The sequence below is a fragment of the Armatimonadota bacterium genome, from assembly GCA_016223145.1.
In the GTDB taxonomy this organism is placed as follows: Bacteria; Armatimonadota; Fimbriimonadia; order Fimbriimonadales; family Fimbriimonadaceae; genus Nitrosymbiomonas.
The window spans coordinates 293,053-318,763 of record JACRPN010000008.1 but is presented as its reverse complement, the minus strand read 5'-3'; the positions used below and the strand labels follow the sequence as shown (position 1 = coordinate 318,763).

Sequence of the window (25,711 nt, the reverse complement as noted above, 5' to 3'; positions counted from 1 at the left end):
TGAGGAGATGAAGAGCAGGTGGGCCTCTCCTTTTGCCCAGGAGGAGGGGTTGAGGTGGAGCTTCCGGCGGATAGGTGCCGGGCCCACGGCTCACGGTTCGGCGCCCAGGCTACTTCGCCGGACCCGCCGCCTTCAGCTTGCAGGTGCCGTGAAAGATCTCCTCGATTACCGGGTCCGCCGAGGCCGAAATCGTAACGCTGAACCCACCCTCCGAGGTGGCGTTGGCAACGATCGTGCGCATCGTCTTCGGGTCAAGGTCGTAGTCCACGTGGACCTTGAGCTTGAGCGGAATAGCCTTAAGCCCGGTCTGCGCCGGCTTGAGCCTGAACGTATCGTGGATGAACTGGGCGAGGTCGCTGTCAAGGCTCATGTCTGCCGTGACCCGCTGCACCTGCTTGCCCCCAGACTCCACCATCCCCACGTAGGTGTAGGTGTAGTCCAGCCGCTGAACCACCATCTTCGAGTCCGAGCTCGACTTCTGGGGCGAATAGCCGACCGTTCGCTTCCAGGTAGCACCCGGCGCGACTTCCTCTTCAAAAGGGAGCCTCGGCGAGAAGTCCAGCGAGGAATCCATCGAACCGACGAATGCCGCCAGCCTGTGGAGTTCACCGACGAACTGGCCGATGACGTCCACCTGAGCACGGGGAAGGCCAACGAGTCGGTGGGACCTAAGGCTCCCGCCGCCGTCCTTGCCCCCCTTCTTCGGGGGAGACTGGTCCTTGATGGACACCATGTCGTTGACCGGCGAAAGCGTGATCAAGACGTCCTGGTCGAGCTTCTCAACCGTCTTCTCGGGGCCGTCTTCGCCGGGCTCGGTGATCGTGATCGAGGGACGCTTGTACTTCAGTTCGCAGAAACCGTCGGGCTTGAGGGCGGTGATCTCATAGCCGAACTTGTACTCGTAGACGATCTTTTCGGGCATGAAGGTGGTGATCACCAAGTCCCGAACTTCGGTCAAGAGGCTCGACTTGAACTCGTACTCGAACTTCTCACCCTTGGCAAAGATCCGCCGAAGCTTGACTGAGGCAACCTCTCCCCCTCGCCCCATCGGGGAGAGGTCGGTGAGCGCAGCGAACCGGGTGAGGGGGGTAACACGAACCGCCTGCTTTTCAGACAGTCCGGCGCTATTAGCCCCATATAAAACCAAAGCGGCCGAAACGAGCGTGATCAGCATCTTCTTGCAAGATCATACGACGTTTCGGCCGCTCTCGCGACACGATTCGAAACGATTACTCGGCTTCAGCTTCCGCCGGGGCCTCTTCATCGGTCTCTGCAACATCCTCGGCCTCGGCTTCCGGAGCAGCCTCATCCTCTTCGGGGATCGCCGGGTCGAACACGGTGACCGTGATGTGGGCCTCGACTTCGCGGTGCAGATCCAGCTCCACCGAGTGCTTGCCGAGCCGCTTCAGCGGGTCGAGAAGCGCCACCTGCTTCTTGTCGATGGCGATCCCAAGCTGGTCCTTGACAGCGTCCACGATGTTCTGCGACGTGACCGCTCCAAACAGCTTCGTCGTGCCGCTCCCCGCCTTGCCCTCGATGCGCACGGTCTGTCCGTCAAGCTTCTCCTTCAGCGCTTTTGCGCCTTCAAGAGTCGAGGCGTCGGCAGCAGCGACTCGAGCCATCTTCTGTTCGAGCACTCCAAGCTGCCTCTTGTCGGCGACGATCGCCAGACCGCGAGGAAAAAGGAAATTGCGGGCGTAGCCTGGCTGAACCTTGACGACCTGGCCCTGCTTGCCGAGTTTCGGCACCGTTTGATTCAATATGACGCGCATCGGAAATCCACCTATTTTCGGATCCCGACTCCGAGCGAAAGGGCGTTCTTTCTGAACACTTTGTCCACGCCGATCCAGCCCAACCAGCCGTTTCCGAGATCGAAACGCGACCGGAGGTCAAACGTGGGGTCGTTGATATCGTAGAAGTCCCCACGCAGGTCCCACCTGGCCGCGAGGCGCCAGTCTACCCCGGCGCCTGGCTTGCTGGCATACACTCCGTACCGATATCCGATGTTTTTCGTCACGTCCTTACCGTATTGTAGGGTCAGCTTGTTGCCCTCGAACGCATCGAATACGCCGGCGATGAACCGCCCATCCTCGGTCGGGAAGGTCGCTGTGAAGTCCGTCCGCCAATAGGAGGGGCCGGACTGATGGTGCAGGTCCATCTCCGTGGTCATGTTCTTGATGCCGGAGGTCGAGGGGACCTTCTGGAAGAACTCCTTCAGCTTCTGAAGGACCTCGCGAGCGTCGTCGGCCAGCTCTGAGGCCTTTCTGGTGACCTCGGCGACGTTCTTGCTGATTTCGATCCCGTTCTTGGTCATCTCCTCGGTGTTCGCGGCAATCTTGGTCCCCGATTCGGTGATCGACTGGATGTTCGCCGCAGAGGCATTGATCGGGTCCCTGAGCTTGGGATCGGTCACAAGCTCGTTGAGGTTCGCCATCAGGGTGTCCGCCTTGCCGGCGGTTTCACTGAGCTTGGCGAGCAGGCCCTCGGCTTCGGTCTTCCAGCGATCGTCCTTCAGCAGGTTTGCCGCGAGCTTGGCGCCCTCCTGAACGTCTTTCATCGCCGACGCCAAACTGTTCATGGCCGACTTGATCGAGGCCTTGTTGTCGGCGAGCACTCCCTGGACGTCGCCTGCGAGCTTCCCAAACCGATCGGCCGTCTTGGCCGCCGAATCGATGAGGTTGGTCAGGCTGTTCTTAATCTTTGCGTCGCCGATGAGTTCGCGAGCCGCGATGAGCGTCTTGTTCATCTCTTGAGCGGTCGTTTTGAACTCAGGGAACAAATTGTCCATCGGCGAGCCCTTCCTGCCCGCCAAGATGTCGCCTGGACTCAAGAAGGTCGAGGACTTCCCTGGCGGCGCGAGGATCACCAGAGGGCTATCGCCAAACCCGATAAGCTGCCCCTGCACCATCGCGCTGCTGCCGGCAGGGATGCGCCTGCCCTCTTCCAGCGCGATCGAGACCTTTGCCGTGCCGATCTCGGTCAACTGAATATCCTGGATCGATCCGACTTTCACGCCCGCCATAAGCACGGCCCCACCGAGGGCAAGCCCGGTGGCGTCCTCAAACTCGGCGTAATAAAGGTCCGCCTTCTTGGCAAAGAGCGATTTGCCCAGGATCGCGTAGGCGCCAAAAAGCAGCCCCACGAACACGACGACAAGCAGTCCGACCTTCCAAGCCCCTTGCATGGTGCGAGTTTAGCTCCTTACTGGTATTTGGACGAGGGAAATGGGGCGAAGGGACGTGAGAGATACGTGAGGGGTGAAAGGGAGGTTCGGAGAAACGGGGAGACGGGGCGCCGGAGGGAAGGTGAGTGAAGCGTTGAAGGGATGAGGGGGAAGAAGGTCTGAGGTCTGAGGTCTGAGGTTTGATGTCAGGAACCCCCTCGCCCCTCGTGGGAGAGGGCTAGTGCTTGCCCCGACTATCGGGGAGCGCAGCGAACAGGGGTGAGGGGGAAAAAACCCGCGGACGCGATTGGCGCTTCCGGAGTCCCTCCCATGTTTTTGCGCATCGAAAATGCTTCCGAGTCCCGGCTCGTCGGGAAGGGAGGGGTTGGGGAGGGAGACGGTCCCTTCGTCCATGCGCCATCCCCGAATCGGCCCAAGCCGTCATCCGTCCTCATCCTAGAACCCCATCCGCCAAAATAAGTCCGACAACTCCCATGCGACGCTTCCTTCTATTCCTTTGCCTGCTCCCCGTGCTGTCCTGGGCCGACGTCCACTACACACTCACGCCACAGCCCCAGGCGCAATCCGTCCTGGTCTCTGTTCGGCTGGAGACCACAGAGCCTGACCAGAGCTTTCATATCCCAGCCTGGTGCCCGGGTTTCTACTTCCTTCAGCGCTACGAGCAGAACCTCTCCGACATTCGGGCCGCCAACGGGGCTGGCCAAGCCCTGCAGATCGGACCGGGTGAAGACGCCAGGTCGTGGGTGGTCTCAAACCCGACGCAGGGACCGATGACCTTCAGCTACCGGGTGCTTGGCAACGACCCTGGATTGGGGTTCTTTGGCGTCAACGTCAGGTCTGATTCGACGTTCGTGAACGGACCGGCGACATTCGTCTACCCCCAAGGCCGCAAAAATGAGCGCTGCAGCCTGAAGCTCACGCTGCCGCGCGGCTGGGATGTCGCCACCGCCATGCAGGCTGCCGAAGAGGACGGGTTTGAGGCCCCAGACTACGACGAGTTCATCGATCACCCGCTCCAGCTTGGCAAAATGCAGCGCAGGCCGTTCGAAGTCGCCGGTATCCCCTTCGAGGTCGTGTTTGTGACCGCCAACGGGCTCTATCCCACCAACCAGGACGAAGTGGTCGAGGAGCTCAAGCAGCTCAGCCTTCCTGCCATCAAGCTCTTTGGAAGCGCGCCGTTCCGCAAGTACCTCTACATCGTCCATCTCGCCGTGGGCAACTTCAACGGTGGTCTCGAACACCGCGCCTGCAACGTCATCGCCACCAACAACAACGGGCGGCTGAGCCTGGGCACCCTCGCCTCGCACGAGTACTTCCATGCGTGGAACGTCAAGCAGATTAGGCCCAAGATCCTCGGGCCGTTCGACTACACCCAGGAGCAACGCACCGGCAACCTTTGGTTCGCCGAGGGCGTGACCGACTACTATGCCTACCTGACCGCCTACCGGTCGGGGAGGTACGACGAAGCCTGGCTGCTCGACAGCTTCTCCAGCCAGATCTACACCCTCCAAAGCGGCCGCACCCGCAAAAGGATTACCCTCGAGCGCGCTTGCCGAGAGACCTGGGAGCACGGCGGCTTCGGCTACGACGACCTGGACTACTACAACAAGGGGCTCATCTCGGGGCTGGTTTTCGACGCAGCCATTCGCGAGGCCACTGACGGCGCCAAGTCGCTCGACGACGTGATGCGCCTCCTCTATCAAAAGCACAAGCTGCCGCACCACGGCTACGAGGAAGACGGCATCCTGCGAGCGATCAACGAGGTTTCGGGGAAGGACCTTTCGGCGCTCTACCGCACCATCGTGCAATCCACCGACGAGGTCCCGTTCGAGGTGCTCCAGGGCATCGGCCTAAGGGTCCTCGAGATCGGCAAACCGGTTCCCGTTTTCGGAGCGGCCTTCAAGGAGGGCGTCGTCGCCTCCACCTCCGACGCTCTGGCCGAAGCGGGTCTGCTGAAGGGCGACAGTATCCTCGAATTGGACGGGCAGTCCTTCGCCATGTCCCTCTTCGCTGGGATGAAGATCGGCCAAGCCTACAAGCTGAAGGTGCAACGCAGCGGGCAGATTATAGAGCTCAAAATGCGCATGGAGTCGCACTCCCCACGCGAATACCGCTTGGAGCGGGATCCGTTCGCCTCGGAGCCCACGTCAGCAAGACTGTCAGAGTATTTGATCAGACCTAACCAAAGCCGATGATATCGACACTCATCTTCTTGTCCGCACTCCACACACAGTCCAACTCCTCGATCTCAAACGTTGAAGACCTCAAAGGCGTATCAGAACTTAGGTTCGCCGTGGGATACCCCACGCTCGATATGCTAATCGTCTCGGATGACGGAAAGGTCTTGGTCCAGTATGATGTTCAAGATGGGACCGCTTCGGCTGCGGATGCAATGACGGGCGCCCATGTTTGGTCGGTCTCGCTTGCCGACTCGGCCGTCGCTTCGTCCGACAAGTCAGCAATTCCCAGCGACAACTTCTTACCGGTCGCGTGCCCAGACGAAGGCCGCCTTCTCTGCGTTCGGCGTAGTGGGTCAGAGTCGAACACTCAATCGACAAATCAGGTTGACGCCATCGGGATGTTCACAATCCGCCGCAACGGGATTGCGTCTGCGGTTTTCGGACAAACACGGTCCTTTGGAACGGCCACCGGCATGCTGGAATCGAAGGTTTCCGCGCATGGCGTCCGGATAGCGATCATCAAGGGCGGAGGCACCGCCAGCAATTCGCACTCCAGGAACACCAGTGTGACAGTTGCATTCGCGACATTGCGTGATAGTGGACTGACTTTCCTGACAAAGAGCAGTCTTACCGCTAGCGAACGTAAGCTGGTTGGACTCGCTATCCCGCTGTGTGAACCCAATTTGCCTAAGGAACTGAGGACATTCCCTAACCAAAAAGAATATCCGACCTCTGCTGATATCGAGAACGGCCTAATTGCTTACCTTCATGGCGACTCTTACTTCGACGCCTATCGGAAACGGTTCGTAAGGCTGCCGAGACAAGAGAAGGGCTGGCGAATAGAGTCCACCGCAGCGCGCGGACGCGTTTGGGCATGGACATCCTGGACTCCAAGGGAAGCGAAGCCAAGTCTATTCGTGACGTCTAGGGGCGGTACTTGGAAGAGGGTCGGGAACTTCCAGCTTGCGGGAAGGAGCGCGAACGGCAAGTTCCTGTTGCTTCACCAGCCGAAGAGGATCGGCGCTACTCCAGGCCGGTTTCTCCTCGTCGAACTTAAGTAAGCACTGCTCCGAGCAGTTCCTGGTTGACAACTTGGCCTATCCATGTCAGTTGGGTCGTGAAGGAAGCGCCATGCCCGCAAAACCAGGCGCAACAGGCCTACTTACGTACTGCTTTCCCCGAAGTGACGAGAGATTTGGAGGATTTCAAGGATTCCTGTCGTTCAAATCTGCAGCGCCGCAAGCACCCTATCAGGCTCAATCTCCGCCACTTCCCTTCCCTCCCCTGGCGTCATGACTGTCAAGCCCTCAAAGGGCGGTGCCCAGAGACGGTGGATGCCGTGGCGGTACAGCCCGACCGTCGGCGTTCCCGCCGCGACCGCCAGGTGCAGAATCCCGTTGTCCAGGCTGAGCACGGCGCGTGCCTTGCCCAGAGCGCCCACCACCTGGGGCAGCGTGAGCCGCCCGCGCAGGTCCAGCACCAGCCCCGAGCGCACCATGACCTCCTCGGCGCTCGCCCCAAGCCAAAGCGCACGCTGGTCCGACGGCTTTGCGCCCAGCAGACCCGCCGAAACGCCCCGTTCGGCCAGCGCCTGGAGCACCTTAATCCAGGACTCCACGGGCCAGAGCTTCTCGGACAGGCTCGCTGAGCACCCGATGAGCACATCCGGGATCGGCATCGGAGGCTCGGCACTCGGCACTCGGTAAGGCGGGATCGGCCCGCCCAGATAGGCTCCACGGCAGAAAATCTCGCCGATGAAGCCGGAGTTCAAGCACTTGTAGCGCTCGGTGAGGTCCTCGGCGATCCACTCGGGATCGCGCCAGAGCCGCCCGGGCTCATCGTCTAAAAACGCCAACTCCCCGCGTCCACCCGGACCGGCGCAGGGACCCGCGACGAATCCCTCGGGCTTGGCGATCAGCGCCGCCGCCGTCTTGGCGAGCGGGCCGACCTCGACGTTCGCCACGAGGTCGAAATTCCCGGCCCAGCGGGCCAGCATCTCGACCGCTGTCGCTGAATCGGAACCGTGCAGCGGCTCGTGCGACTCAAATAGGTCCGACGCCTCTTGAAACTCCAAAGTCCGTTTGCCGCCGAAGTACACGATCTCGCAGGGCGAATACTTCTCTCGGAGCATCTGGAGCAGAGGGGTCGCCGCCACAAAGTTGCCGATCGCGTCGTTCGAAATGACGGCGATGGCGGGGTTGGGCGGAAGGGCCTGGCCCTCAAAGCGGAGCACGCCAGATTCTAGCTTGTGAACCGAGTGGGCGCGCTGGATCAGACGTTACGAAAGGTATCTGCGCTCTGCCATACCGACGGGATCGCAGCAGCCGGCTTGCCGGTTGTGGACCCAGTCGGCGGGGCGCTGCAGAGCGCTGCCAGCGCATTCGGGAAGGAATCACTCGGGGCCCAACCCTCGAATTCTCGCCCCAAGAACCCTGTGTCGAACTGCCCGGCTCGGAAGTCCGGGTGTCGGAGCACCGCCAGCAAGAACTCGATGTTGGTCCTCACGCCAAGGATATGGAAGTCCATTAGGGCCGATTCCATCCGCAAGAGGGCTTCTTCGCGGTTGGCCCCATGCAAGATCACCTTAGCAAGAAGCGAATCGTAGTAGCGGGAGACTTCCAGCCCCGCGCCGAAGCCCGTGTCCACCCGGATGCCCGGACCCTTCGGCTCGGCCCAACCCACGATCCGGCCAATCGAGGGCAGCCAGCCGTTCGCGGGATCTTCGGCGACGATCCGTGCCTCAATCGCGTGGCCGCAGATGCCTGTTCGTTCGCCGTTCATCAGGGGTGACGGAAGGTCGAGGGCCTCTCCTGAGGCGATCTTGAGCTGCCACGCCACAAGGTCGAGCCCGGTGATGAGCTCGGTGACAGGGTGCTCGACCTGAAGCCGGGCATTTACCTCAAGGAAGTAGAACCGGCCCGTGGCGTCGTCGACGATGAACTCGACCGTGCCGGCGTTGGTGTAGCCTGCGGCCTGCGCTAGGCGGACGGCTGCTTCTCGGAGGTCGGGCCAAGCCACGCCCTCACCCGGTTCACTGCGCTCACTTCCTTCCCCTTCGGGGTGGAGCCGGACCTCTCCCACAAGGGGCGAGGTGGATTGTCTGTCCCCATCGCCCATCGCCCATCGCGCATCGCCTTCCATTGCCCCCTCACCCGGTTCACTGCGTTCACCAACCTCTCCCCGAAGTGGCGAGGTCGCTTCCTGTCTTCCATCGCGCATAGCCCATCGCGCATCACCTCCCCACGGCGCTTCTTCGATCAGTTTTTGATGCCGTCGCTGGATCGAGCACTCTCGCTCGTATAGCGCTGCGACGCGGCCATGGTGGTCCGCCAGAATCTGAACCTCGACGTGACGGGGCCTCTCGATGAGCTTCTCCACCATCATCGCGCCATCGCCGAAGGCGTTCAGAGCCTCGGAGGAAGCCGTCTCCAGGTGGGAGAAGAAGGAGGACTCATCACGGACGACTCGCATCCCTCGCCCGCCACCTCCGGCCGAAGCCTTCAGCATCACAGGGAATCCAATCTTCTTGGCCTCAGCCTTGAGTCTCTCGGCTGGCGCTCCCTTCTCGAAAAAGCCGGGCACGACGGGAACTCCCGCTGAGACCGCAAGCTGCTTGGCCTCGATCTTTGCGCCGAGCTTTCGCATTGCTGCCCCGGTCGGCCCGACAAACGTCAGACCGGCCTCCGCGCAGGCATCGGCAAAGTCGGCGTTTTCGGCCAAAAACCCATAGCCCGGATGGATGGCATCGGCGCCCGTCGCCTTGGCGGCCCCGACGATCTTCTCGATGTTCAGATAGCTCTCGACCGGGTCCGGCGCCCCCAGGCCCTCGCGTTCATCAGCGAGCTTGGCGTGAAGGCTCTCGGCATCGGCGTCGCTGAAGACGGCAACGGTGCGAACGCCCATGGTCCGGGCCGTCCGCATGATGCGCACGGCGATCTCTCCCCGGTTGGCGATGAGCAGCTTACGGATCATGCCTTTGGCGCCCACCTCGCAGGCCGCTTCTCCAGAAACGCCGCGACACCTTCCCGTCCCTCGTCGGACGCGCGAGCCTCCGCTAGAAGCATAGCCGCAGCCTCGATGGCAAGCGGCGGTTCGGCGGCGATGCGCTTGGCCCTGGCGCAAGCGTCCGGACCGGATGCGAGCACCGCCTGGACCTTGGCTTCCACGGCTGAATGGAGCGAATCGGCTCCGGCAACCTCGTGTACGAGACCGATCCTAAGTGCCCTTTCGGACCCAAAGGCCTCGCCGGTCGAAAAGAGCGCCCGGGCATGGCCTGCGCCAATCTTCGGAATCACGAACGACGAAATGGTGGCCGGCAATAGCCCCAATCGCACTTCCGAAAATGCGAACTTGGTTTCAGCCTCGCAGACGGCCACGTCTGCCGCCGCTACAAGCCCGCATCCTCCGCCAAAAGCCGCGCCGTGCACTTTGGCGATCACCACCGCCGGGCAGCTCACGATGGCCTCAAACAGCCGCGCCAGCTTCAGAGCGTTCTGAACATTTTGCTCCTCGGAATACGCCGCCGCCCGGCGCATCCACTCAAGGTCGCCGCCTGCCGAAAACGCTTTGCCCTCGCCCGAGAGCACGACGCACCGAACCCCCGCGGGTAAGTCCAAAAAAACCTCGCTCAGAGCGGCAATCAGCTCGTCGTTGAAAGCGTTCCGAACCTCAGGCCGGTTCAGTGAAACCTGCAACAGGGGTCCGGATTGCGCGACGTTGAGCATTTCAGCGAGTATGGCAGAGCGGGTTTCGCTACGCGGTGAGATAGGCGCCGCTCGGGCGCGCCTCGATTCGGCCGGCCCGCTTTTGCAGGTACATCCTTTGGTCGGCGCTTGACAAGGCGCGCTCTAGGGAGTCCGCGCCGGGGCCTATTTCGACGACGCCACAAGAGATCGATGCGTCGAGACCCATACCGGAGACGTACTTCTCAAAGATGTGCGCGGCTGAGCTCATCCGGCGCTTGACCGTGGCGGAATTCAAACCCTGAAACAGAATCAGGAACTCATCGCCCCCAACACGGCCGACCATTCCATTGGACTTTGCCGCCGACTGCAGCCGTCGAGCCAAGAACCGCAGCACGATGTCGCCGAAGGCGTGGCCATAGCGGTCGTTGATGGATTTGAACCGGTCGCAATCCACCATCACGACATAGGCCGGAACTTTGTGCCTTTGCCATAGCCGGATCGCCTCTCCGACGCGATGCTCGATCTCTGCCTTGTTCAGCACCTGTGTCAAAGGGTCGCGACGAGCCGCTTCCTGAATGCTTTGCAGGCGCCCTTCGACCTGCGAAATGATGAGCATGAGAGCGGTCAGGGAACCAACTCGCAAGAGCCCGTTGGGTTCGAGCAACGCTAGCGCGTGCCCTTCGCCATGATCGGAGTACGCCATCTGCCACGAGACGGCCAAGACGCTTGCAAAGCCGACTCCTCGGCCCGACAGCCGAGTGGCAAACCAGATCGGCAGCAGGTACAGGAATCGCGAACCGGAGGGGTTGCCAAGCATCGCCTGGGCTAGGGTCGTGAGAGCCAGCGCGACCGCTGAATAGAGCGCACCCTTCAGCCACGGGCGACATTGGAACGCCTTGAGTCCCGATCTCGCCGTCGTGGTTGTGAGGGCTGCGGCGCGTTCACATGTACCCAGAACCTCGGGAAACTCGTCGATCAGGAAGTCCCAAACGTTGAGCATCCACTCCGGCCAGTCAAGGCTGCAAATGTATTCGGTGAGCCTGCGCCATGGACACCTTGTCTTTCGTTGGCGACCCGTCATGAGGCGCGTCACGTCGATCACCGAACGGCTGCGCCGCGGCCGCCTGACCTTGCGCCCTTGTCCCTTCCTCTTCCCATCCCCTTCCCTAAAAGCATGCCAAATGGCCATAGTGATCCTAATTGTCGGATCGTTGAGAATGTTCTTTAGGTTTTCTAGTTCGAAAAGCTAGAGGAAACAGGTTGGGTTGGAGGGTTTGTGGGTTGTGGATAGGGACGCAGGCACGGAGCCTGCTGCTACGAGCTCACGCTCACCATTCTCACCACCCTCACCTGTTCACGCCTTCTCAAAGCCAGCAGGTGCAGACCCCGAGGACGCAGGCACGGAGCCTGCGGCTACGAGCTCACGCTCACCATTCTCACCACCCTAACCTATTCCCGCCTTCTAGAAGCCAGCAGGTGCAGACCCCGTGGACGCAGGCACGGAGCCTGCGGCTACGAGCTCGCGCTCACCATTCTCACCACCCTCACCTGTTCACGCCTTCTCAAAGCCAGCAAGTGCAGACTCCAGGCCGCAGGCACGGAGCCTGCGGCTACGAGCTCACGCTCACCATTCTCACCACCCTAACCTATTCCCGCCTTCTAAAAGCCTGCAGGTGCAGACTCCAGGCCGCTTGGGCATCAATGCCAGGCGCTCGAGGCCGGGTAAACCCGACGCTCCGTCCCGAATCGCTAACTGTGAACGGCCAACTATCCTCACGGTCCTCATCATCCTTCCACACCTCCAATCGTCCATCCGTCCACCCTTCCATCCTCACCGTCCTCATCATCCTCACGGCCCTCAACATTCTCACCTCCCTTGCACCCTTCCACGCCAACAGAGCGGCCGCAGCACAATCTGCCGAATCTTCGCGCCGTGGCCGCCGTCCTTCTGCTGATGAGCCGCGCACGTTCATGCGTTGTCTTGGTGCTTGCCGGGGCGTTCATCCCCCAAACAATCCAGGCCCAGGCGCTCGCCACCAACCGCGCCCTCCTCGACGGTCTCGGCGTGCACTATGGCCTCAAGGTCGAAGCGGCGCCCTCCTTCCCGGTCAAGCTCACTTCCGGCGAGATTTCGGGTGCCCCAGCGCCCAATATCGAGCTGGACCGCTACATTCCGATCTTCGTCAAGGAGTTTTCGCTTTATCCCAGGGAACTGGTCGCCAAGCTCAGCCTCAAACGAATCGTTCTCTGCGAGAACCTCGCGTTTGCGGGCCAGCTTCGTGCGGCCGTCCCCGATTGGGAACATGACACCCTCTATCTCGACACGAGCCGTGGCAAGACCAACCGGATGTACCAGGTGCGGGTGCTCCACCACGAGCTGTATCACATGATCGACTTCAAAGACGACGGGGAGGTCTACCGGGACAAAGAATGGTCTGCCCTTAACCCCGAGGGTTTCAAGTATGGAACCGGCGGCGCGCTCGCCCAGAACACGGCGGGGACGGGCGTGGCCACCGACCAGTACCCGGGCTTCATCAACCACTACGGCACGACCGGGGTCGAGGAGGACAAGGCCGAGGTCTTCGCATACATGGTCGCCGAGGCCACCTATTTGGAAACCAGAATCGCCTCCGACCTGGTCCTGCGCTCTAAAGTGAACCGGATGAAAGCGCTGATGTCGAAGTTCTGTCCTCAAGTTGGGCCGGAATTCTGGAAAACGACGGCCGGGCTGGCGCGGAAGGTGGCTGCTCACTCCAGAACAAAGACGTCGTAGCCATCCACCTTCTGGCTGAGACGCGCAGCGCGAGGCTCGCCGAGAGCCCGATAGGCCGGCTCGGTGACCGCGATGCCGCCGGTGGGTGAGACCTTCTCTGTGTGGGCTGCGACGTCGATGACCTGGGCAAACTGGACCTGGTCCAAATCGGCGACCACTTCCCCACCGTGCATCGCCAGGCGAAGCTGAAAGGGCGCATCCAGACGGTTCTGTGTCCGGTTGAACTCCTCCAAATGCCCAAGCACGGCTCGGGCGGCGCAGAGCGCATTGTCCGGGTCTCCAAAGGTCACGATCGCCCCATCGCCGGTTTGCGCGACCGAGCGCCCCTTGTGACGCTCAAAGGTCTCGGCCAGCCAAGACTGATAGCTGCGGAACGTGAACTCGACCGTCAACGGGTCGGCGTTCTCCTTCAGTCTGGTGCTGCCTACGGCATCCACAACCAAGACGAGCACCGTCACCGGGGCCGTTGCCAACCGGCGCTTGATCTCCAGATACTCGGCGATCAGAGAGGCCTCATCGGCGTCTTCGCCCAGGCGCAACCGGCTAAGCTCGCTCGTCAGGTACAGGCCCAATCGCACAAGCCCGATGCCCGAGACCCGGATCAGAAACAGCACCGCTGCGCTGCCCAAAGAAGCCAAAAAGCGCTCCGGCGAGGTGGGAGAGCCGGGATAGGGCAAGAAGCTGAAAGCCAACTCGCCCACGGAGGACAGGACGCCCACCGCTAGGGCCTTGAGGAGCGTGTCGGTCCATACGGCGAGCAGACCGATGATGGCGATGAGCACCACGAACATGCCGACCCCGAACAGCATCATCGCCGAGCTCGCGTTCACGGGGTTCGAGGGGTTGAAGTTGGTGCTCCACGCCACCGCGTAGTTGATTCCGGCCATCATGAGGCTGAGGAGCAGGGCCGTGAGCGCGACGTGGCGGCGCGCCCACCGAAGCACAGGATGGCGTTTCCTCGGGATGCGCTCCGGGATGCAGCAAAGCCGCTCCTGCACCTCGAACAGTCGCGAGAGAAGCTCGTGCCGGGAGAGCTGCATCCTGCGGGACCGTTCCTCCCTCAGACGCACCATCGCGCCAAAAGTGGTGGCGATCGTCGCGGCGGTTCCATAGAACACGCCAAACACGATGCCTGAACTCACGATGTAGACGATCCGCCCGGGGGTCGTCTGAAACATCGGCGGGAACCCCGTCTGGAGCGCCGACGCCGCGCCAAAACCGGAAAACAACAGCGCAAAGAGCCCGGTCCCGATCGCTGCCACCCTGAAGTCCGCCCGCCGATAGAAACACGCCCAGTGAAGCAAGAGCACGGACAGGCCGGTAGCGATCCGGATCGCAACCCTGAGGCTTTCTTGGGAGTCGTTCCTGACGGTCTGTGATGCCAGAAAGATGATCCCGAGACCGACGGAGGCCGAAAAGACCAGGAAAGGGAGCGCGGATGCAAACAGCGAATCGAGAACCCTGCCCAGCGCCCGAGAGCAAGCGACTACAGCGTCCCTAAGGATGGCGACGATCGGCTTTCTTGGCTCGCCTGTCGCCACGCCGCGCCTCAGCAACTCCTCGACGATGCGCGGAGATAGGTCAAAGTCTGCCGCCAGCCGCTGGACGCCGATGCGAGAGAGATTGGGCGTGGACCGCAGGCTCTCAACCAACTGGTTGGCGCGCATCAGCCGGGCGTCGCGTAACGACGATCCGGTCAGGGGCTCTGGGGTCGGCTGCGAAAGGTCGTTCATGTCCGGTGGCGCGAGCGGAGTCTATCACTTCCGTGGTCTGCAACCTGAAAAGAAGGTCCCGCGTACCTGCATAGAGAATCCTTAACCACAATGCTCGGACTCTACATCGTAGGATTGATCGTCGGCGGCGCGCTGGTGCTGCTGAGCGTTCTGGGTGCCGGGCATGGCCATAGCGACTTCGCTACCGACCACGACATCAGCCACGACTTTGGCGACCACGACCTCTCGGTGGACCACGACGTGGATCATGAGGGCGTCGGAACGGCGATGCACGCCAGCGACACCTGGATTCCCTTCCTGAGCCTGAGGTTCTGGACCTATTTCAGCGCCGTCTTTGGGGCTTGCGGACTGCTTCTGACCAAGTTCTCCAACCTTGGGCAGGCCGAAACTGCCATCTACTCTGGCGCTGGCGGGATTCTGACGGGCCTCATCGTGGCCTACTCGGTGCGGCTGCTCAAGAAGTCGGAAGCAGGCGGATCGACCACGGAGAAGGACCTGTTGGGCAAGACCGCCCTGGTGACGGTCGCGCTAAGGGCCGGCCTCCCAGGAAAGATCCGCTGCACCGTGAAGGGCGATATTCTCGATCTGCTCGCGCTGCCTGAAGGGGCAAGCGACATCCCCATCGGCGCCGAGGTCGTCGTCGTGGGCATGGAAGGCAATAACGCCAAGGTCATGCCACTGACTGAAATCATGGAGTAACCCATCCTTGCTGCACTCTCACACTCTCGCTCAAATGCCGGACCCCCCCGGCTTCTCACCCGCCTTGTGGGTGGTGGTCGGCACGTCTGCTGTAGTCCTTCTGCTGCTGTTCTTCTCCTTCATGAAGTCCCTCTTGCAGCTCTGCCCACCAAATGAGGTGTTGATCCTCTCGGGCCGCAACCACCGCTTCCCGGATGGGTCGCTTCGCGGGTACCGCGTGCTTCTTGGCGGTTTCACATTTCGTTGGCCGATCGTCGAGAAGGTCTACCGGATGAGCTTGGGGCTGCTCGAAGTCCCGATCTCGATCCGCGGGGCCTACTCCCAGGGAGGCGTTGCGCTGAATGTCGACGCCATCGCCAACGTAAAGATCTCCAGTTCCGAGCGCGTTATCGGAAACGCGATCGAGCGCTTTTTGGGGCGCGATCCCAACGAGATTCGGCGCGTCGCCAAGGAGACCCTCGAAGGACACCTGCGAGGCGTTCTTGCCAGGCTCACCCCTGAGCAGGTGAACGAAGACCGGCTGAGGTTCGCCGAAGAGCTCGCCTCGGAGTCCGAGCAAGACCTCGTGAAGCTCGGCATCCATCTCGACACGCTCAAAATCCTCCACGTCAGCGACGACCAGCACTATCTGGACAGCATCGGGCGCGGCGCAATTGCAAACATCATCCGGGAGGCCGAGATCGCGGAGAGCGACGCCGAGCGCGACGCCGAACTCAGCGAGGCCGATAACCAAGCGCGCGCCAACGTGACCAAAAATCAGGTCGAGGCCCAGATCTTCCAGATGAAGAACGAGCTCCGGAGAATTCAGGCGGACCTTGAATCTACGGTGAAGTCGGAAGAAGAGCGTATGCTCGCAGCGGCAAGGCAGGCCCGCGCCAAGGCCGAACAGGAGCTGCAGAAGCTTCGTGCGGAGCTTGAGGGGATCCGGCTTCAGGTAGACACCGTACTTCCGGCTGAAGCCCAACAGGTGGCTCAGGAATATCGCGCCAAGGGAGAAGCCGCGATCCTCAGAGAGCGCGGCGTGGCCGTCGCCCAAACCGTGCAGATGATGCACGACGCTTGGTCGGTCGCCGGCAAGTCGGCGATGATGGCCTATCTGATCGACGACATCGAATCCATTCTTGCTTCGGCGGCGCAGGGTGTCGCCAAGGTCAAAGTGGGCTCAGTCAACGTGATCGACGGAGGCGATGGCAAGGCCCTCGCCAATTACGTCGGCAACTACCCGGCGATGCTGAGGGAGGTGTTCTCGGCCGTTGCCGACACGACGGGCATCGACATCCCAGGCACCATATCCGGAGCCAAGGAGCTACCCGCCCCCAGTGCCCCGGCTGCAACCGCCAAGGGAGGTGAAACGAAATGACTTGGCTATTGATGGTTCTTGGCGTCGTCGCCTTCTTCGTCCTGCTTTTCATCCTGAGCCTTCCTGCGCTGCTGAACATCTGTGCTCCGAGCGAGGTTCTGGTGTTCACTGGCTTCCGCCGAAGGGTGGGGCCGGACCGCGTCGTCGGCTATCGCGTGATCAAGGGCGGCAAAGCCTGGCGAAAGCCGCTGATCGAGCGCGTGGACCGCATGGACCTAACCAACATCGTCATCGACCTCACGGCGACGAACGCCTACTCCAAAGGTGGTATTCCGCTGGTGGTGCAGGGCGTGGCGAACGTCAAGATCGCCGGCCATGAGCCGCTGCTCAACAACGCCATCGAACGTTTCCTAGGTAAGCGCCGCGAAGAGATCATGATGATCGCCAAAAGCACCCTCGAAGGCTCGCTGAGGGGCGTGCTGGCCACGATGACCCCCGAGCAGGTGAACGAGGACAAGATCCTTTTCGCCGAGCAGCTTGTGCAGGAGGTCGAGCAGGACATGACCGCGCTGGGCCTGATCGTGGACACGTTGAAGATTCAGAGCGTCACCGACGACGTGAGTTACCTGGACAGCATCGGCCGTAAGCGCAACGCCGAGGTGGTCAGCAAGGCGCGCATCGCCGAAGCTGTGGCTCGGGCAGATTCCATCGTGCGCTCCAGCGAGAACCTGCAGAAGGAGAGCAAGGCGCAGATCGACGCGCAAACCAGCATCGCCAAGGCAGACGCGGACAAGCGGCTGATCGACATCCAGACCCGCCGCGCAGCGCTCGTTGCTGAAGAGCTAGCCGCCGTATCCGCGATGGTGGCCAAAGCGCGGGCCGAACTCGAGGTTCAGAGCGCCCGTGTGGAGCAGGTACGCCGGCAGTTGGAGGCGGACGTCATTCAGCCTGCCAAGGCCGTCGCAGAGGCGGCCGAAGCACAAGCTAAGGCGGAGGTTGCTCCGATTCTCGAAGAGGGACGCGCGCGGGCAGAAGCGCTTCGGGCCGTGGTCACGAGCCTTGAGGCTGCCGGAGAGCATGGGCGTGAAGTGCTGCTCATGCAAAAGCTGCCGAGCATCATCCAGGCGGTGACCAATGTGGTCGCGGAGACGGAGATCGAGAGAATGACCATCATCGACATGCCTGATGGCGGCGGAACGGCCGGGCGGGCGCTCTCGACGATGGAGCAGATCAAGCAGCTCTTCGGGGTGGACCTGGTCGAGAAGATCAAGGGGATTGGCGGAGGTTCTTCTTCGCCTCAGGCACCGGCCAAAGGGATCTCGGCGCCCACGCAGCCCAGGCCCGTCGAGAGCCACGCGGAGGAGCCTGCTGAGCCCAAAGAAGCTCAGGAGCCGGCGCCCAGGCAGGACCGCAGACCCGCACCGACGCAGAAGGAACGGCGGCGGCTGAACATCGAGCTTCCCCCTCCTCCCAAGCTCCAGCCACCTAGCTTTGAGCTTGGGAATGACGAGACCAAGTAGCAAGAAACCCCGGCCCCACCTTCGGTGGAGCCGGGGTTGCGCAGGCTGATCGCCCGTCGAGCTACTTGCGAGCCTTTCGCCGCGCCAGTAGGCCGATGCCCAAAGGCGCCAACGCCCAGATCGTCGAGGGCTCGGGCGCCACGGTCACCGCGCCAAAGCTCAGGTCATCCACCACAAAGCCATCGGACCCGTTGTCGATGAATTGAATCTTCGCCACGTCGCCGGTCGTGAATCCCAGAACGTCCTGATACTGGGTGAGCGAGACCTGCTCGATCACCTGGTTGCTCAGGTTAAGGGTCTGGACCACCACGCGGTTTGACGGTACAGGGTTGATGTCGGAAATCCGGAACGACACCGATCCGCCTGCCACAAAGGCGGGGGTCACGCCATCGTTGGGATCCACAAAAACCACCGACAAAACGGCTTGCGAGGTGCCGTATGGCGGCGTCGTATTGACGGCCAGGAAGTCGTCCCATCCAAGGGAGCTACAGCCGGAAACGAATGAGCTGTTGGCCACATAGGCCGCTCCGCTAACCACTGAGAACAACGCTCCGACGCCCACAAACTGGTTGCCTAGATCAGTTCCCTTGGGGTTGCCCGCAAACCAAGGGTCGGGGCCAAACCCGGGGGTCAGCCCTGCTTCGCCGAAGTTGATCGTAACATCTGCGGCCGCCTGGCCCGCGAGCAAGAGCCCCGCAGCCAAGCAGGCTCCACCAAAAAGCCTACGCATTACACCAATTCCTCCACAAATTCCAACTCGCCCAATGGCAAGCGGCTCAACACTCACACCGCGAACGACAATTACGCCCGACGGCAATTACAGTAAATCACACTTCCAGGCATTTTTGCAAGGAATGGCGCGATTTTGTGCCCGGAAGCCAAAGGGCTCCAACCTGTGGCCTTTCGGGGACTCGCGGGCGGGCGCCAGCCCATGATCCTGCGATTCGCAAAATCATGGAGGAGTTCCGGAGAATCTGTAGAATCATAGAAGTATCGCCTCTGCACGAAAGGGGTGCATCCTCTCTTGTGCTGAGAGCTGTGAGGGCTCGAGAACGGGCCTTCAGGGAGGAATCCATGCGTCGACATCGTGCATTCACGTTGATCGAGTTGCTGGTCGTCATTGCGATCATTGCCATTCTTGCCGCCATTCTCTTCCCCGTCTTCGCGCAAGCCAAGGCTGCCGCCAAGAAGACGACGTGTATGAGCAACTTCAAACAGATAGGGCTCGGGCTCATGATGTACGCCGCCGATCACGACGACGGTATGTGCCACGTAAATCAGGGGGGCTACAACATCCCTGGATGGGGATTTGGGCCCCCCGACGTCATCTGGGGACAGCTTATCGACCCGTACGTCAAGAACTGGTACATCCATCGCTGCCCAACAGACCCGAACGCCAACGATGCGGGCCTTACGGTTGACCCGTACGGCAATCCGGTGCCCGAAAACGACCCGGCCAAGTACTATTACTGGGCCGAGCGTTCAGACATTGGCCTGAACTACCTGTTCCTCTCGCCCTGGATCTACCGATACTACTCCGACTATTACGTCGGCTCTGAGCCGATCAACCTGACCCGGATCAGCCAGCCTGCGGCCACCATCGCTGCCGGCGACAGCATCTGGGACAGGAACTGGCAGACCGGCCAGCCCGTGGGAGGAGGCAACTGGGTCATCGAGCCCCCTTGCATCTATGATGAGAACGGGACGCTCCTCGTGCCAACCACCTCGCCCGACGAGATGTGGTACTACGGCGGCTGGCAACCCAATCCTACCGGCACCCCTCCCTATTCCTGGTTGGAGTTTGGGGGCGTGTGGTTCCGACATGCCAGACAGACCAACATGACCTTCATGGATGGCCACGCCCACAGCCAATCTCTGGGTTCGCTCGTGGCGGGATGCGACGTTCTGCCCTTTTTCGGCGGCGCGGCCTATGACGGAAACAAGTATCTGTGGGACCTGAGATGAGACATCTACTCCTGATGCTCTCCTTCGCCTTGCTCCTTTGCGGATGCGGTACGGCAGGTTCGGCAGAAGCCGACGGCAACACTGCCTCGCTCTCCAAGGAGATCCCGCCTCCAAGAACAGACGCTCCGAGGTTTGAACCTGAGGGCCATAGCATGCTCAAAGAGCAGCCTTCCGACATGAAGGCCAGGGGGGTTCCCAAGAAGTCCGGCAAGCAATAAGCCTGTCGGACTTCTCGCAACTGGAAACGCGGCGTCATCGTGTAGGGCGATCGCGGCTTTGGATGACGCCGCCCCTGAAGGGGGCCTGGCAGTTGCCGGGCTCCCTTTCCCGTGGGTCCTCCATGAGTCTGCCAAGAGCCGATTTGACACGCATTCGGCGTCTGAAGCGTCCTTCTTGCAGATGGTTCTCCGCACGCGGCTCACGTCTCTTCCCACTCGGTATTGGCTTGGCCTTGGTTTGGCTGCCCTTTCTTTGGGGGCGACGGCCTCGCCGGTTGGCCCCAACTACTGGCCCTTCAAGAAGGGGAACTCGTGGACTTTTGTCACCCTGGCCCAAGGGCAACGGATGGAGCAGGTGGTGACGTGCATCGAGAGTTCATCCTCCGGCGGGGCAACCACATCCAAGCTCGACTACCAGATGGCGGGGCGCTCGACCCAGCAGGAGATCTACCGAACGGACGCCAAGGGTCTTTGGCGCGTCGCCTCCGGCGCGAACGCATCCAGCGTCATCAAGCCATCCTTTCCTGTGATCCAATTCCCCCTCAAGAACGGAAAGACGTGGACCTGGAAGGGGCAAATCTCCGTGATGGGCCGTACGCTTCAGGGCTCCGCCAAGATGAAGGCGAGCGGCCCCGAAAACGTGGCCGGAATCTCGGGCTCCTTTAGGGCTTGGAAGGTACACGTGGACCTCACGGTTTCTGCACAGGGCCAATCGATGTCGATCGTAAACGATTACTGGTTCGCAGAAGGCGTCGGGCTTGTCCGGCAGGTGGCGACCGTCAACGGCATGGTCATAGACGGTACATTGTCCAAATTCAAGGTCAAATAGTGTTCAGGGCCAGTGCCACGGCGCCTCGGTTCCTTGCTTTACCTTCGACGCCTTATGCCTGCTTTTCTCAACCTGCCCCTCGAAACGGAGCGCCTCACGCTCCGCCCCGCACGGCTGGACGATGCGAGCGCTTTCTTCGAGTTCCTTTCGGACCTTGAGACGGTGCGCTATTGGTGGTCGCCACCGGCCAAGGACGTTTCAGAGATCGAAAGGCAGGTTCAGCGCGCCATCGACGGGCTCGCCGCAAACCAATGGCTCGACCTCTCCATCGTGCACCGAGAAACCGGCGATACCCTCGGAAAGTGCAGCCTCTTCGCCTTCTTCGAGCAGTGCCGCCGGGCGGAAATGGGCTACCTGCTCGGAAGGCCCTTTTGGGGCCACGGCTACATGGCAGAGGCGACCGCAGAACTCATCCGCTACGGGTTTGAGAACCTGGACCTGCACCGAATCGAAGCGGATATCGACCCGCGCAACCGGCCCTCGGCGCGCGTACTCGAACGCAACGGCTTCCAACAGGAGGGCTTACTTCGCGAGCGGTGGATCGTTGGCGAGGAGGTCTCCGACACCGCCTACTATGGTTTGCTGAGAAAGGACTGGGAGGCCGCGCGGCAGAGCGCAGTGGCCTGAGCCGCTTGGCAGGTCACCGTCTGCGGGACACCTAGATCGCCTCGATGCAGTCCGGGCCGGCGTAACGCGGATTGCTCATGGACCGCGAGACCGGGTGCAGCGCCATCTTCTCGGATGGATAGGGGTCGAGAAGGGAGATGAGGTACTTCGCCTCCAGTTCGTCTGTGCCCAGCCATTCGTCAAACTCGGATGGCTCCAGGATCGCCGGCATCCGGTCGTGGATCGTCTTCATCAGCTCGTTCGGGCTGGTGGTGATGATCGTGCAGCTTTCTATGGGTCCGCCCTCGGGGGTCTCCCAGTATTCATAGAGCCCGGCGAAGGCCAACGGCAAGCCATCGGTAGAGTGGATGTAGTAGGGCTGCTTGTAGGGCTTGGGAGCCGGAGCGATGGGCGATGGGCGATGGGCGAAGTCGGAGTCTTCCCCAAAATCGAGGATTCCGACCGCCTCGGGTTTGGGCTTGACCTCGACCCATTCGAAGAAGTCGTCTGCCGGAATCAGGCATCGTCGGCGCTTAAAGGCAGCGCGGTAGCTGGGCTTTTCGAGCAGGGTCTCGGCCCGGGCGTTGATCATGCGCTGGCCGATGCTAGGGTCCTTGGCCCAGCTTGGAATCAGGCCCCAATGAAACCAACGGAGTCCGTTCTTCCCGTGGGGCAGACTCTCAGTCTGCCTTCCTCCCCCAACGATTTTCCCCAAGGCGGACTGAGAGGCTGGCCTACCAGTTGGCGGCACTTGCCCCAAGGCAGACTGAGAGTCTGCCCCACGGTGATCTGATAGTGCCCCACGGGATTCGCGGATCACCGCCAAGATCGGCTGGGTTGGCGCGATGTTGTAGCGGGGCACAATCTCAGGCACGTCGTCCAAGTCAAAAAGCTCCTGGAGAACGTTTGCCGAAGACTTCAGCGAGTACCTGGCACACATGTTAGGATGGACCACCGCTTGAGGGAAAGGCTCCCTCCAGGGACATGCAAACGAAGGCCTTTCCTTCCGGGGGGACGTTTTTTGTCGGGCTCAAACCCCTCACCCTACCGAGGGTCCCCGTAGACTCCCATGAAGAGGATCACGCCGGTCGTCTTGTCCACGATCGCATAGAAGAACGGCCGGTCCGCCAGGAACATGAACTCCTTGGTCGGCGCCGGGGCGCTGGTGATGCCCACCTCGACCTTCGTCGCGGCAGCCGCCTCGCTTCCCTCCTCGTTGACCTCGATCGTCGTCTTGTGGAGCACCTGCTTGATGTAGAGGTCGTTCGGCTCGCGCATGCCCGAGAAGTCGGCCTTGTCGGTGAACGCCTGGCCCATGCCGAGGGTGGTCAGCGGGTCGTTCAGCACCGCCTGATAGTCCATCTTGAAGCGTGGGATCATCACCGTGCCCTGTTGGGGCTTGAGCGATGCGGTCCAAGCCGCCCAGTTCTTGGGGTTCAGCTCCTTCGAGAGAGCCTTGTAGCTGCCGCCTTCCGGCGGGAGCACCGCCAGCATCGCAAGCCGTCCCGAACCATAGGGCATCCGCACCACGCGCGCCTTGTCCGACTGCGCGTATTCGAACTCGCCTTTACGGCTCATCATCTGGACCTTGGCCTTCTTGCCATCGAAGCCGGCAAAGTCGCGTTCCTCGGTCACTTTAGGGTCAAACGGGGTCTTCCAGAAGCCCTTGAAGTACACGGCGTTGATCAGAAACATCACCGTGTCCTCGGGAATTTCTTTGACCAGTTCCCTTATCTTCTCCTGCGTGGCCTGGCTCACCCACGCGTTGATCTGCTTCGCCGCGTCCGGTCCCGAGAAATCCAGCACTGTGGGGGCTGCGCCGAAGTTCTCCTGAATGCGGCTGAAATAGTCTTTCTTGAACTCGATGCCCTTCTTGGCCCACAGCGAGTTGGCGATTTCGGTCTGAACCTTTGGGTCGGGAGCAGAGAAGACGGTCAAGAGCTGCTTTTCGGCCTCGTTGACGTCCGAAAGCAGGAGCCCATCGAAGCCGAGGGCTTTGTCCATTCCGGTCTTGGTGTCCTTCGCCGCGCCGTTGTAGGCCATCGCCAGACACATCGAGATGCCGAGCGGGGAGACCAGCGCGCTCTGGTAAGCAGGCTCGGCGCCCTTCTCGGTCTTGCTTTTCTGGCCGACGAGCTCCGCAAGGAGCTTGAAGCCGAAGGCGTTGCTTTCCTCGGCGATCCGGGCGGATTTGCCCTGCTGAAGCGTCTTGCTGGCCTTGTCGACTTCAGCCGGGCTGGCCCCGCGCCGGGTGGGTAGATTGTTGGTTCCGTCCACGTTGCCTCCGCAGCCTGCGAGCACGGCCGCCGCCATCGCCAAACCAAATAGGGCTTTCATCGGTGTTCCTCTCCAACATTGTGAACGAATTGGGAGTGCCTCCGGTTCGCGGGAGTTGAGGCGCTGGGCGAAGTGAGCTTCTCAAGCGTGCAAGCCAATTCCAGGCCAGGGAGCGGTCCGAACGACAGCGCTACGACCCAGCCCAAAAAAACACGACTCCCCTACATCCTATAGAACTCTTCCCATTCTCTTCTCGGAGGGGCGCCGCTCAGCATCATGTTCGCCAGGGCATGGTTGGTGATGCGCTTCTTGGCCCGATCGAACTCCAACTTGGCGTTCACTCGCTGAGCGAGCACGCCGAGCGCCATTGCCTGACACAAAGGACCCGCAACCGCGAAGTTCGAGCGGCACTTCTCTTCTCCGCGACAGGCGCGCAGGAAGTTCAGGAAGTGGTTGCTCGGCGTCTTCGGCACCTCGGGCAGCTTGAGGTCCTTAGCCGCAGAGGTCGGGATGATCTCGAGGGTCGAGGCGTGTGAGCCTCCCTTGAAGGTCAGCCCCTCGCCATAGATCACCTTGCCCGGGGGGTTCACCTTGGTGTCGATGGCCCCCTTGGTGGGCGGCGGGATGTTCGGGTCCACCACGCCCCCGCCGAAGGTGTCCGGCAACGGCGGCAGGTTCTTCACGCCGTCGTACCAGGTCAGCTCCACCGGCGGCATCGAGCCCCGCTTCGGGAACCGGAACGCAATCGTCGAGGCCTGCGGGAAGAGGAACGGGCTGTGGCCCTCCAGCTTCACCTCAACCTCCGAAGGCAGTCCCATCTCCAGAAACTCATGGCAAGTGTCGAAGATGTGCGCGCCCCAGTCTCCCAGCGCGCCGTTGCCGAAGTCGTACCACGACCGCCAGTCGCCGTTCAGGTAGCCGGCGTTATAGGGGTGCTCCGTCGCCGTGGCGATCCAGTCGTTCCAGTCCATCAGTTCGGGTATCGGCTGCTCGGGCAGGTATCCGGTGGCGATCATGCCGTGCCAACGCCTGGGGCTGTTCATGAACGCCGTGATTTTGGTGACGTTCTTGATGATCCCCGCCTCGGTCCACGCCTTGAACTGGAAGTAGTTCGCCTCGCTGTGGCCCTGGTTGCCCATCTGGCAGGCGACCCTGTACTTCTTCTCGGCGGCCATCATCAGCTCGATCTGCCGAAAGCTGTGCGCCAGCGGCTTCTCGACGTAGATGTGCTTGCCCTGCGACATCGCCAGCATGGCGATCGGGAAGTGCGAATGGTCGGGCGTGGCGATGCTGACGGCGTCGAACTGCTTGCCCATCCTGTCGAACATCTGCCGGAAGTCTCGGAAATGCGGCAGGTTCGGAAACTCCTTGAGGATCGCCTGGGTGCGCGGCGCGCCGATCTCGGTGTCGCAGAGCGCGACGACGTTTGCTATGCCGGTGGCGTTGAGCGCTCGGATGATGTCGGCACCGCGGTTGCCGATACCGCAGCACGCAAGGTTGACCTTGTCGTTCGGCCCGATCCGGCGCCGCCCCTGCCCGACGGCGCCGAACACGCCCGCCGGAAGCAGCGCATAAGTCCCCGCCGCCAGCGCGGCCCTGAGAAAAGTGCGGCGGTCCATGCTTCCGGACAAGGGGCTCGCGAGTTCGGACAGGGGCGTCTTTGGTTCTTTCAGGTCGTTCGGCTTCATGTGGCAACTCCGTTGGCAGAGGTTACTGCATCGGTACTTCCCACAGATGTGCGG

At 61.6% G+C, this 25,711-nt stretch carries 22 protein-coding genes; 10 read left to right on the top strand and 12 right to left on the bottom strand.

What is annotated here, in order from left to right:
- Positions 1-109: 109 nt before the first annotated feature.
- The 3 genes from HZC36_06615 to HZC36_06605 are packed head-to-tail and all read right to left on the bottom strand — an operon-like array spanning position 110 to position 3,184.
- Positions 110-1,174, bottom strand: a complete 1,065-nt coding sequence (locus tag HZC36_06615; protein MBI5706646.1) for a hypothetical protein — start codon at positions 1,172-1,174, stop codon at positions 110-112.
- Between the two features lie 55 nt (positions 1,175-1,229).
- Entirely contained in the window at positions 1,230-1,772 is a 543-nt protein-coding gene (locus tag HZC36_06610) for a 50S ribosomal protein L9 (GenBank protein ID MBI5706645.1), read from the bottom strand.
- Between the two features lie 11 nt (positions 1,773-1,783).
- Complete coding sequence (locus HZC36_06605; protein MBI5706644.1) at positions 1,784-3,184, bottom strand: MCE family protein; 1,401 nt, start codon at positions 3,182-3,184, stop codon at positions 1,784-1,786.
- 473 nt (positions 3,185-3,657) lie between these two features.
- On the opposite strand from HZC36_06605, the gene HZC36_06600 reads away from it, so the two are divergent.
- The gene (locus HZC36_06600) at positions 3,658-5,379 is read left to right on the top strand and encodes a M61 family metallopeptidase (GenBank protein MBI5706643.1); all 1,722 of its coding nucleotides are present in this window, start codon (positions 3,658-3,660) and stop codon (positions 5,377-5,379) included.
- A 17-nt stretch (positions 5,380-5,396) separates the two neighbouring features.
- Complete coding sequence (locus tag HZC36_06595) at positions 5,397-6,425, top strand: hypothetical protein (GenBank protein MBI5706642.1); 1,029 nt, start codon at positions 5,397-5,399, stop codon at positions 6,423-6,425.
- Positions 6,426-6,586: 161 nt separating this feature from the next.
- On the opposite strand, the gene HZC36_06590 is transcribed toward HZC36_06595, so the two are convergent.
- From HZC36_06590 to HZC36_06575, 4 genes are read right to left on the bottom strand one after another with little or no spacing between them, the layout of a single operon-like run.
- Positions 6,587-7,597: a glycosyltransferase family 9 protein gene (locus HZC36_06590; GenBank protein ID MBI5706641.1), complete on the bottom strand. Its 1,011-nt coding sequence runs from the start codon at positions 7,595-7,597 to the stop codon at positions 6,587-6,589.
- A gap of 38 nt (positions 7,598-7,635) precedes the next feature.
- Positions 7,636-9,336: an ATP-grasp domain-containing protein gene (locus tag HZC36_06585; protein MBI5706640.1), complete on the bottom strand. Its 1,701-nt coding sequence runs from the start codon at positions 9,334-9,336 to the stop codon at positions 7,636-7,638.
- Positions 9,333-10,088 (bottom strand): enoyl-CoA hydratase/isomerase family protein, encoded by a 756-nt coding sequence (locus tag HZC36_06580; GenBank protein ID MBI5706639.1) that lies wholly within the window; start codon positions 10,086-10,088, stop codon positions 9,333-9,335. The genes HZC36_06585 and HZC36_06580 overlap by 4 nt, the downstream gene beginning before the upstream one ends.
- A 28-nt stretch (positions 10,089-10,116) precedes the next feature.
- The gene (locus HZC36_06575; protein ID MBI5706638.1) at positions 10,117-11,238 is read right to left on the bottom strand and encodes a GGDEF domain-containing protein; all 1,122 of its coding nucleotides are present in this window, start codon (positions 11,236-11,238) and stop codon (positions 10,117-10,119) included.
- A 744-nt stretch (positions 11,239-11,982) separates the two neighbouring features.
- On the opposite strand from HZC36_06575, the gene HZC36_06570 reads away from it, so the two are divergent.
- Positions 11,983-12,822 (top strand): hypothetical protein, encoded by an 840-nt coding sequence (locus HZC36_06570; protein ID MBI5706637.1) that lies wholly within the window; start codon positions 11,983-11,985, stop codon positions 12,820-12,822.
- Here the strand turns inward: HZC36_06570 and HZC36_06565 are convergent.
- A complete protein-coding gene (locus tag HZC36_06565; GenBank protein ID MBI5706636.1) occupies positions 12,798-14,555 on the bottom strand; it encodes an adenylate/guanylate cyclase domain-containing protein in 1,758 nt (585 codons plus the stop codon). The genes HZC36_06570 and HZC36_06565 overlap by 25 nt on opposite strands.
- A gap of 90 nt (positions 14,556-14,645) precedes the next feature.
- Between HZC36_06565 and HZC36_06560 the strand changes: the two genes are divergently transcribed.
- The 3 genes from HZC36_06560 to HZC36_06550 are packed head-to-tail and all read left to right on the top strand — an operon-like array spanning position 14,646 to position 18,074.
- Positions 14,646-15,254, top strand: coding sequence for an NfeD family protein (locus HZC36_06560; GenBank protein ID MBI5706635.1), 609 nt, complete (start codon positions 14,646-14,648; stop codon positions 15,252-15,254).
- Between the two features lie 34 nt (positions 15,255-15,288).
- On the top strand, positions 15,289-16,614 hold the full coding sequence (locus HZC36_06555) for a flotillin family protein (protein ID MBI5706634.1): 1,326 nt from the start codon (positions 15,289-15,291) through the stop codon (positions 16,612-16,614).
- The gene (locus HZC36_06550; GenBank protein ID MBI5706633.1) at positions 16,611-18,074 is read left to right on the top strand and encodes a flotillin family protein; all 1,464 of its coding nucleotides are present in this window, start codon (positions 16,611-16,613) and stop codon (positions 18,072-18,074) included. The genes HZC36_06555 and HZC36_06550 overlap by 4 nt, the downstream gene beginning before the upstream one ends.
- Before the next feature lie 61 nt (positions 18,075-18,135).
- Here HZC36_06550 and HZC36_06545 read toward each other — a convergent pair whose 3' ends face one another.
- Entirely contained in the window at positions 18,136-18,804 is a 669-nt protein-coding gene (locus HZC36_06545) for a hypothetical protein (GenBank protein MBI5706632.1), read from the bottom strand.
- Between the two features lie 344 nt (positions 18,805-19,148).
- Here HZC36_06545 and HZC36_06540 point away from each other — a divergent pair, with 344 nt between their 5' ends.
- The 4 genes from HZC36_06540 to HZC36_06525 all read left to right on the top strand — a co-directional run bounded on the left by HZC36_06540 (position 19,149) and on the right by HZC36_06525 (position 21,713).
- Positions 19,149-20,039: a prepilin-type N-terminal cleavage/methylation domain-containing protein gene (locus HZC36_06540; protein MBI5706631.1), complete on the top strand. Its 891-nt coding sequence runs from the start codon at positions 19,149-19,151 to the stop codon at positions 20,037-20,039.
- Positions 20,036-20,257, top strand: a complete 222-nt coding sequence (locus tag HZC36_06535) for a hypothetical protein (protein MBI5706630.1) — start codon at positions 20,036-20,038, stop codon at positions 20,255-20,257. Before HZC36_06540 ends, HZC36_06535 begins: the two co-directional genes overlap by 4 nt.
- A gap of 181 nt (positions 20,258-20,438) precedes the next feature.
- Positions 20,439-21,086 (top strand): hypothetical protein, encoded by a 648-nt coding sequence (locus HZC36_06530; protein MBI5706629.1) that lies wholly within the window; start codon positions 20,439-20,441, stop codon positions 21,084-21,086.
- Between the two features lie 54 nt (positions 21,087-21,140).
- Positions 21,141-21,713: a GNAT family N-acetyltransferase gene (locus HZC36_06525; GenBank protein MBI5706628.1), complete on the top strand. Its 573-nt coding sequence runs from the start codon at positions 21,141-21,143 to the stop codon at positions 21,711-21,713.
- 31 nt (positions 21,714-21,744) lie between these two features.
- On the opposite strand, the gene HZC36_06520 is transcribed toward HZC36_06525, so the two are convergent.
- The 3 genes from HZC36_06520 to HZC36_06510 form a co-directional block, all read right to left on the bottom strand.
- Positions 21,745-22,632 (bottom strand): SOS response-associated peptidase, encoded by an 888-nt coding sequence (locus HZC36_06520; protein ID MBI5706627.1) that lies wholly within the window; start codon positions 22,630-22,632, stop codon positions 21,745-21,747.
- Positions 22,633-22,736: 104 nt separating this feature from the next.
- On the bottom strand, positions 22,737-24,029 hold the full coding sequence (locus HZC36_06515; GenBank protein ID MBI5706626.1) for a serpin family protein: 1,293 nt from the start codon (positions 24,027-24,029) through the stop codon (positions 22,737-22,739).
- 161 nt (positions 24,030-24,190) lie between these two features.
- Positions 24,191-25,588: a Gfo/Idh/MocA family oxidoreductase gene (locus HZC36_06510; GenBank protein ID MBI5706625.1), complete on the bottom strand. Its 1,398-nt coding sequence runs from the start codon at positions 25,586-25,588 to the stop codon at positions 24,191-24,193.
- Between the last annotated feature and the right edge of the window lie 123 nt (positions 25,589-25,711).

Excerpts from the sequence above, each read along its gene's own strand:
- HZC36_06520 (MBI5706627.1), bottom strand. The coding sequence starts at position 22,632 with ATGTGTGCCAGGTACTCGCTGAAGTCTTCGGCAAACGTTCTCCAGGAG.
- HZC36_06605 (MBI5706644.1), bottom strand. The coding sequence starts at position 3,184 with ATGCAAGGGGCTTGGAAGGTCGGACTGCTTGTCGTCGTGTTCGTGGGG.
- HZC36_06545 (MBI5706632.1), bottom strand. The coding sequence starts at position 18,804 with ATGCGTAGGCTTTTTGGTGGAGCCTGCTTGGCTGCGGGGCTCTTGCTC.
- HZC36_06535 (MBI5706630.1), top strand. The coding sequence starts at position 20,036 with ATGAGACATCTACTCCTGATGCTCTCCTTCGCCTTGCTCCTTTGCGGA.
- HZC36_06610 (MBI5706645.1), bottom strand. The coding sequence starts at position 1,772 with ATGCGCGTCATATTGAATCAAACGGTGCCGAAACTCGGCAAGCAGGGC.
- HZC36_06525 (MBI5706628.1), top strand. The coding sequence starts at position 21,141 with ATGCCTGCTTTTCTCAACCTGCCCCTCGAAACGGAGCGCCTCACGCTC.
- HZC36_06565 (MBI5706636.1), bottom strand. The coding sequence starts at position 14,555 with ATGAACGACCTTTCGCAGCCGACCCCAGAGCCCCTGACCGGATCGTCG.
- HZC36_06560 (MBI5706635.1), top strand. The coding sequence starts at position 14,646 with ATGCTCGGACTCTACATCGTAGGATTGATCGTCGGCGGCGCGCTGGTG.
- HZC36_06580 (MBI5706639.1), bottom strand. The coding sequence starts at position 10,088 with ATGCTCAACGTCGCGCAATCCGGACCCCTGTTGCAGGTTTCACTGAAC.
- HZC36_06585 (MBI5706640.1), bottom strand. The coding sequence starts at position 9,336 with ATGATCCGTAAGCTGCTCATCGCCAACCGGGGAGAGATCGCCGTGCGC.
- HZC36_06555 (MBI5706634.1), top strand. The coding sequence starts at position 15,289 with ATGCCGGACCCCCCCGGCTTCTCACCCGCCTTGTGGGTGGTGGTCGGC.
- HZC36_06530 (MBI5706629.1), top strand. The coding sequence starts at position 20,439 with ATGGTTCTCCGCACGCGGCTCACGTCTCTTCCCACTCGGTATTGGCTT.
- HZC36_06615 (MBI5706646.1), bottom strand. The coding sequence starts at position 1,174 with ATGCTGATCACGCTCGTTTCGGCCGCTTTGGTTTTATATGGGGCTAAT.
- HZC36_06550 (MBI5706633.1), top strand. The coding sequence starts at position 16,611 with ATGACTTGGCTATTGATGGTTCTTGGCGTCGTCGCCTTCTTCGTCCTG.
- HZC36_06515 (MBI5706626.1), bottom strand. The coding sequence starts at position 24,029 with ATGAAAGCCCTATTTGGTTTGGCGATGGCGGCGGCCGTGCTCGCAGGC.
- HZC36_06540 (MBI5706631.1), top strand. The coding sequence starts at position 19,149 with ATGCGTCGACATCGTGCATTCACGTTGATCGAGTTGCTGGTCGTCATT.
- HZC36_06575 (MBI5706638.1), bottom strand. The coding sequence starts at position 11,238 with ATGGCCATTTGGCATGCTTTTAGGGAAGGGGATGGGAAGAGGAAGGGA.
- HZC36_06510 (MBI5706625.1), bottom strand. The coding sequence starts at position 25,588 with ATGGACCGCCGCACTTTTCTCAGGGCCGCGCTGGCGGCGGGGACTTAT.
- HZC36_06600 (MBI5706643.1), top strand. The coding sequence starts at position 3,658 with ATGCGACGCTTCCTTCTATTCCTTTGCCTGCTCCCCGTGCTGTCCTGG.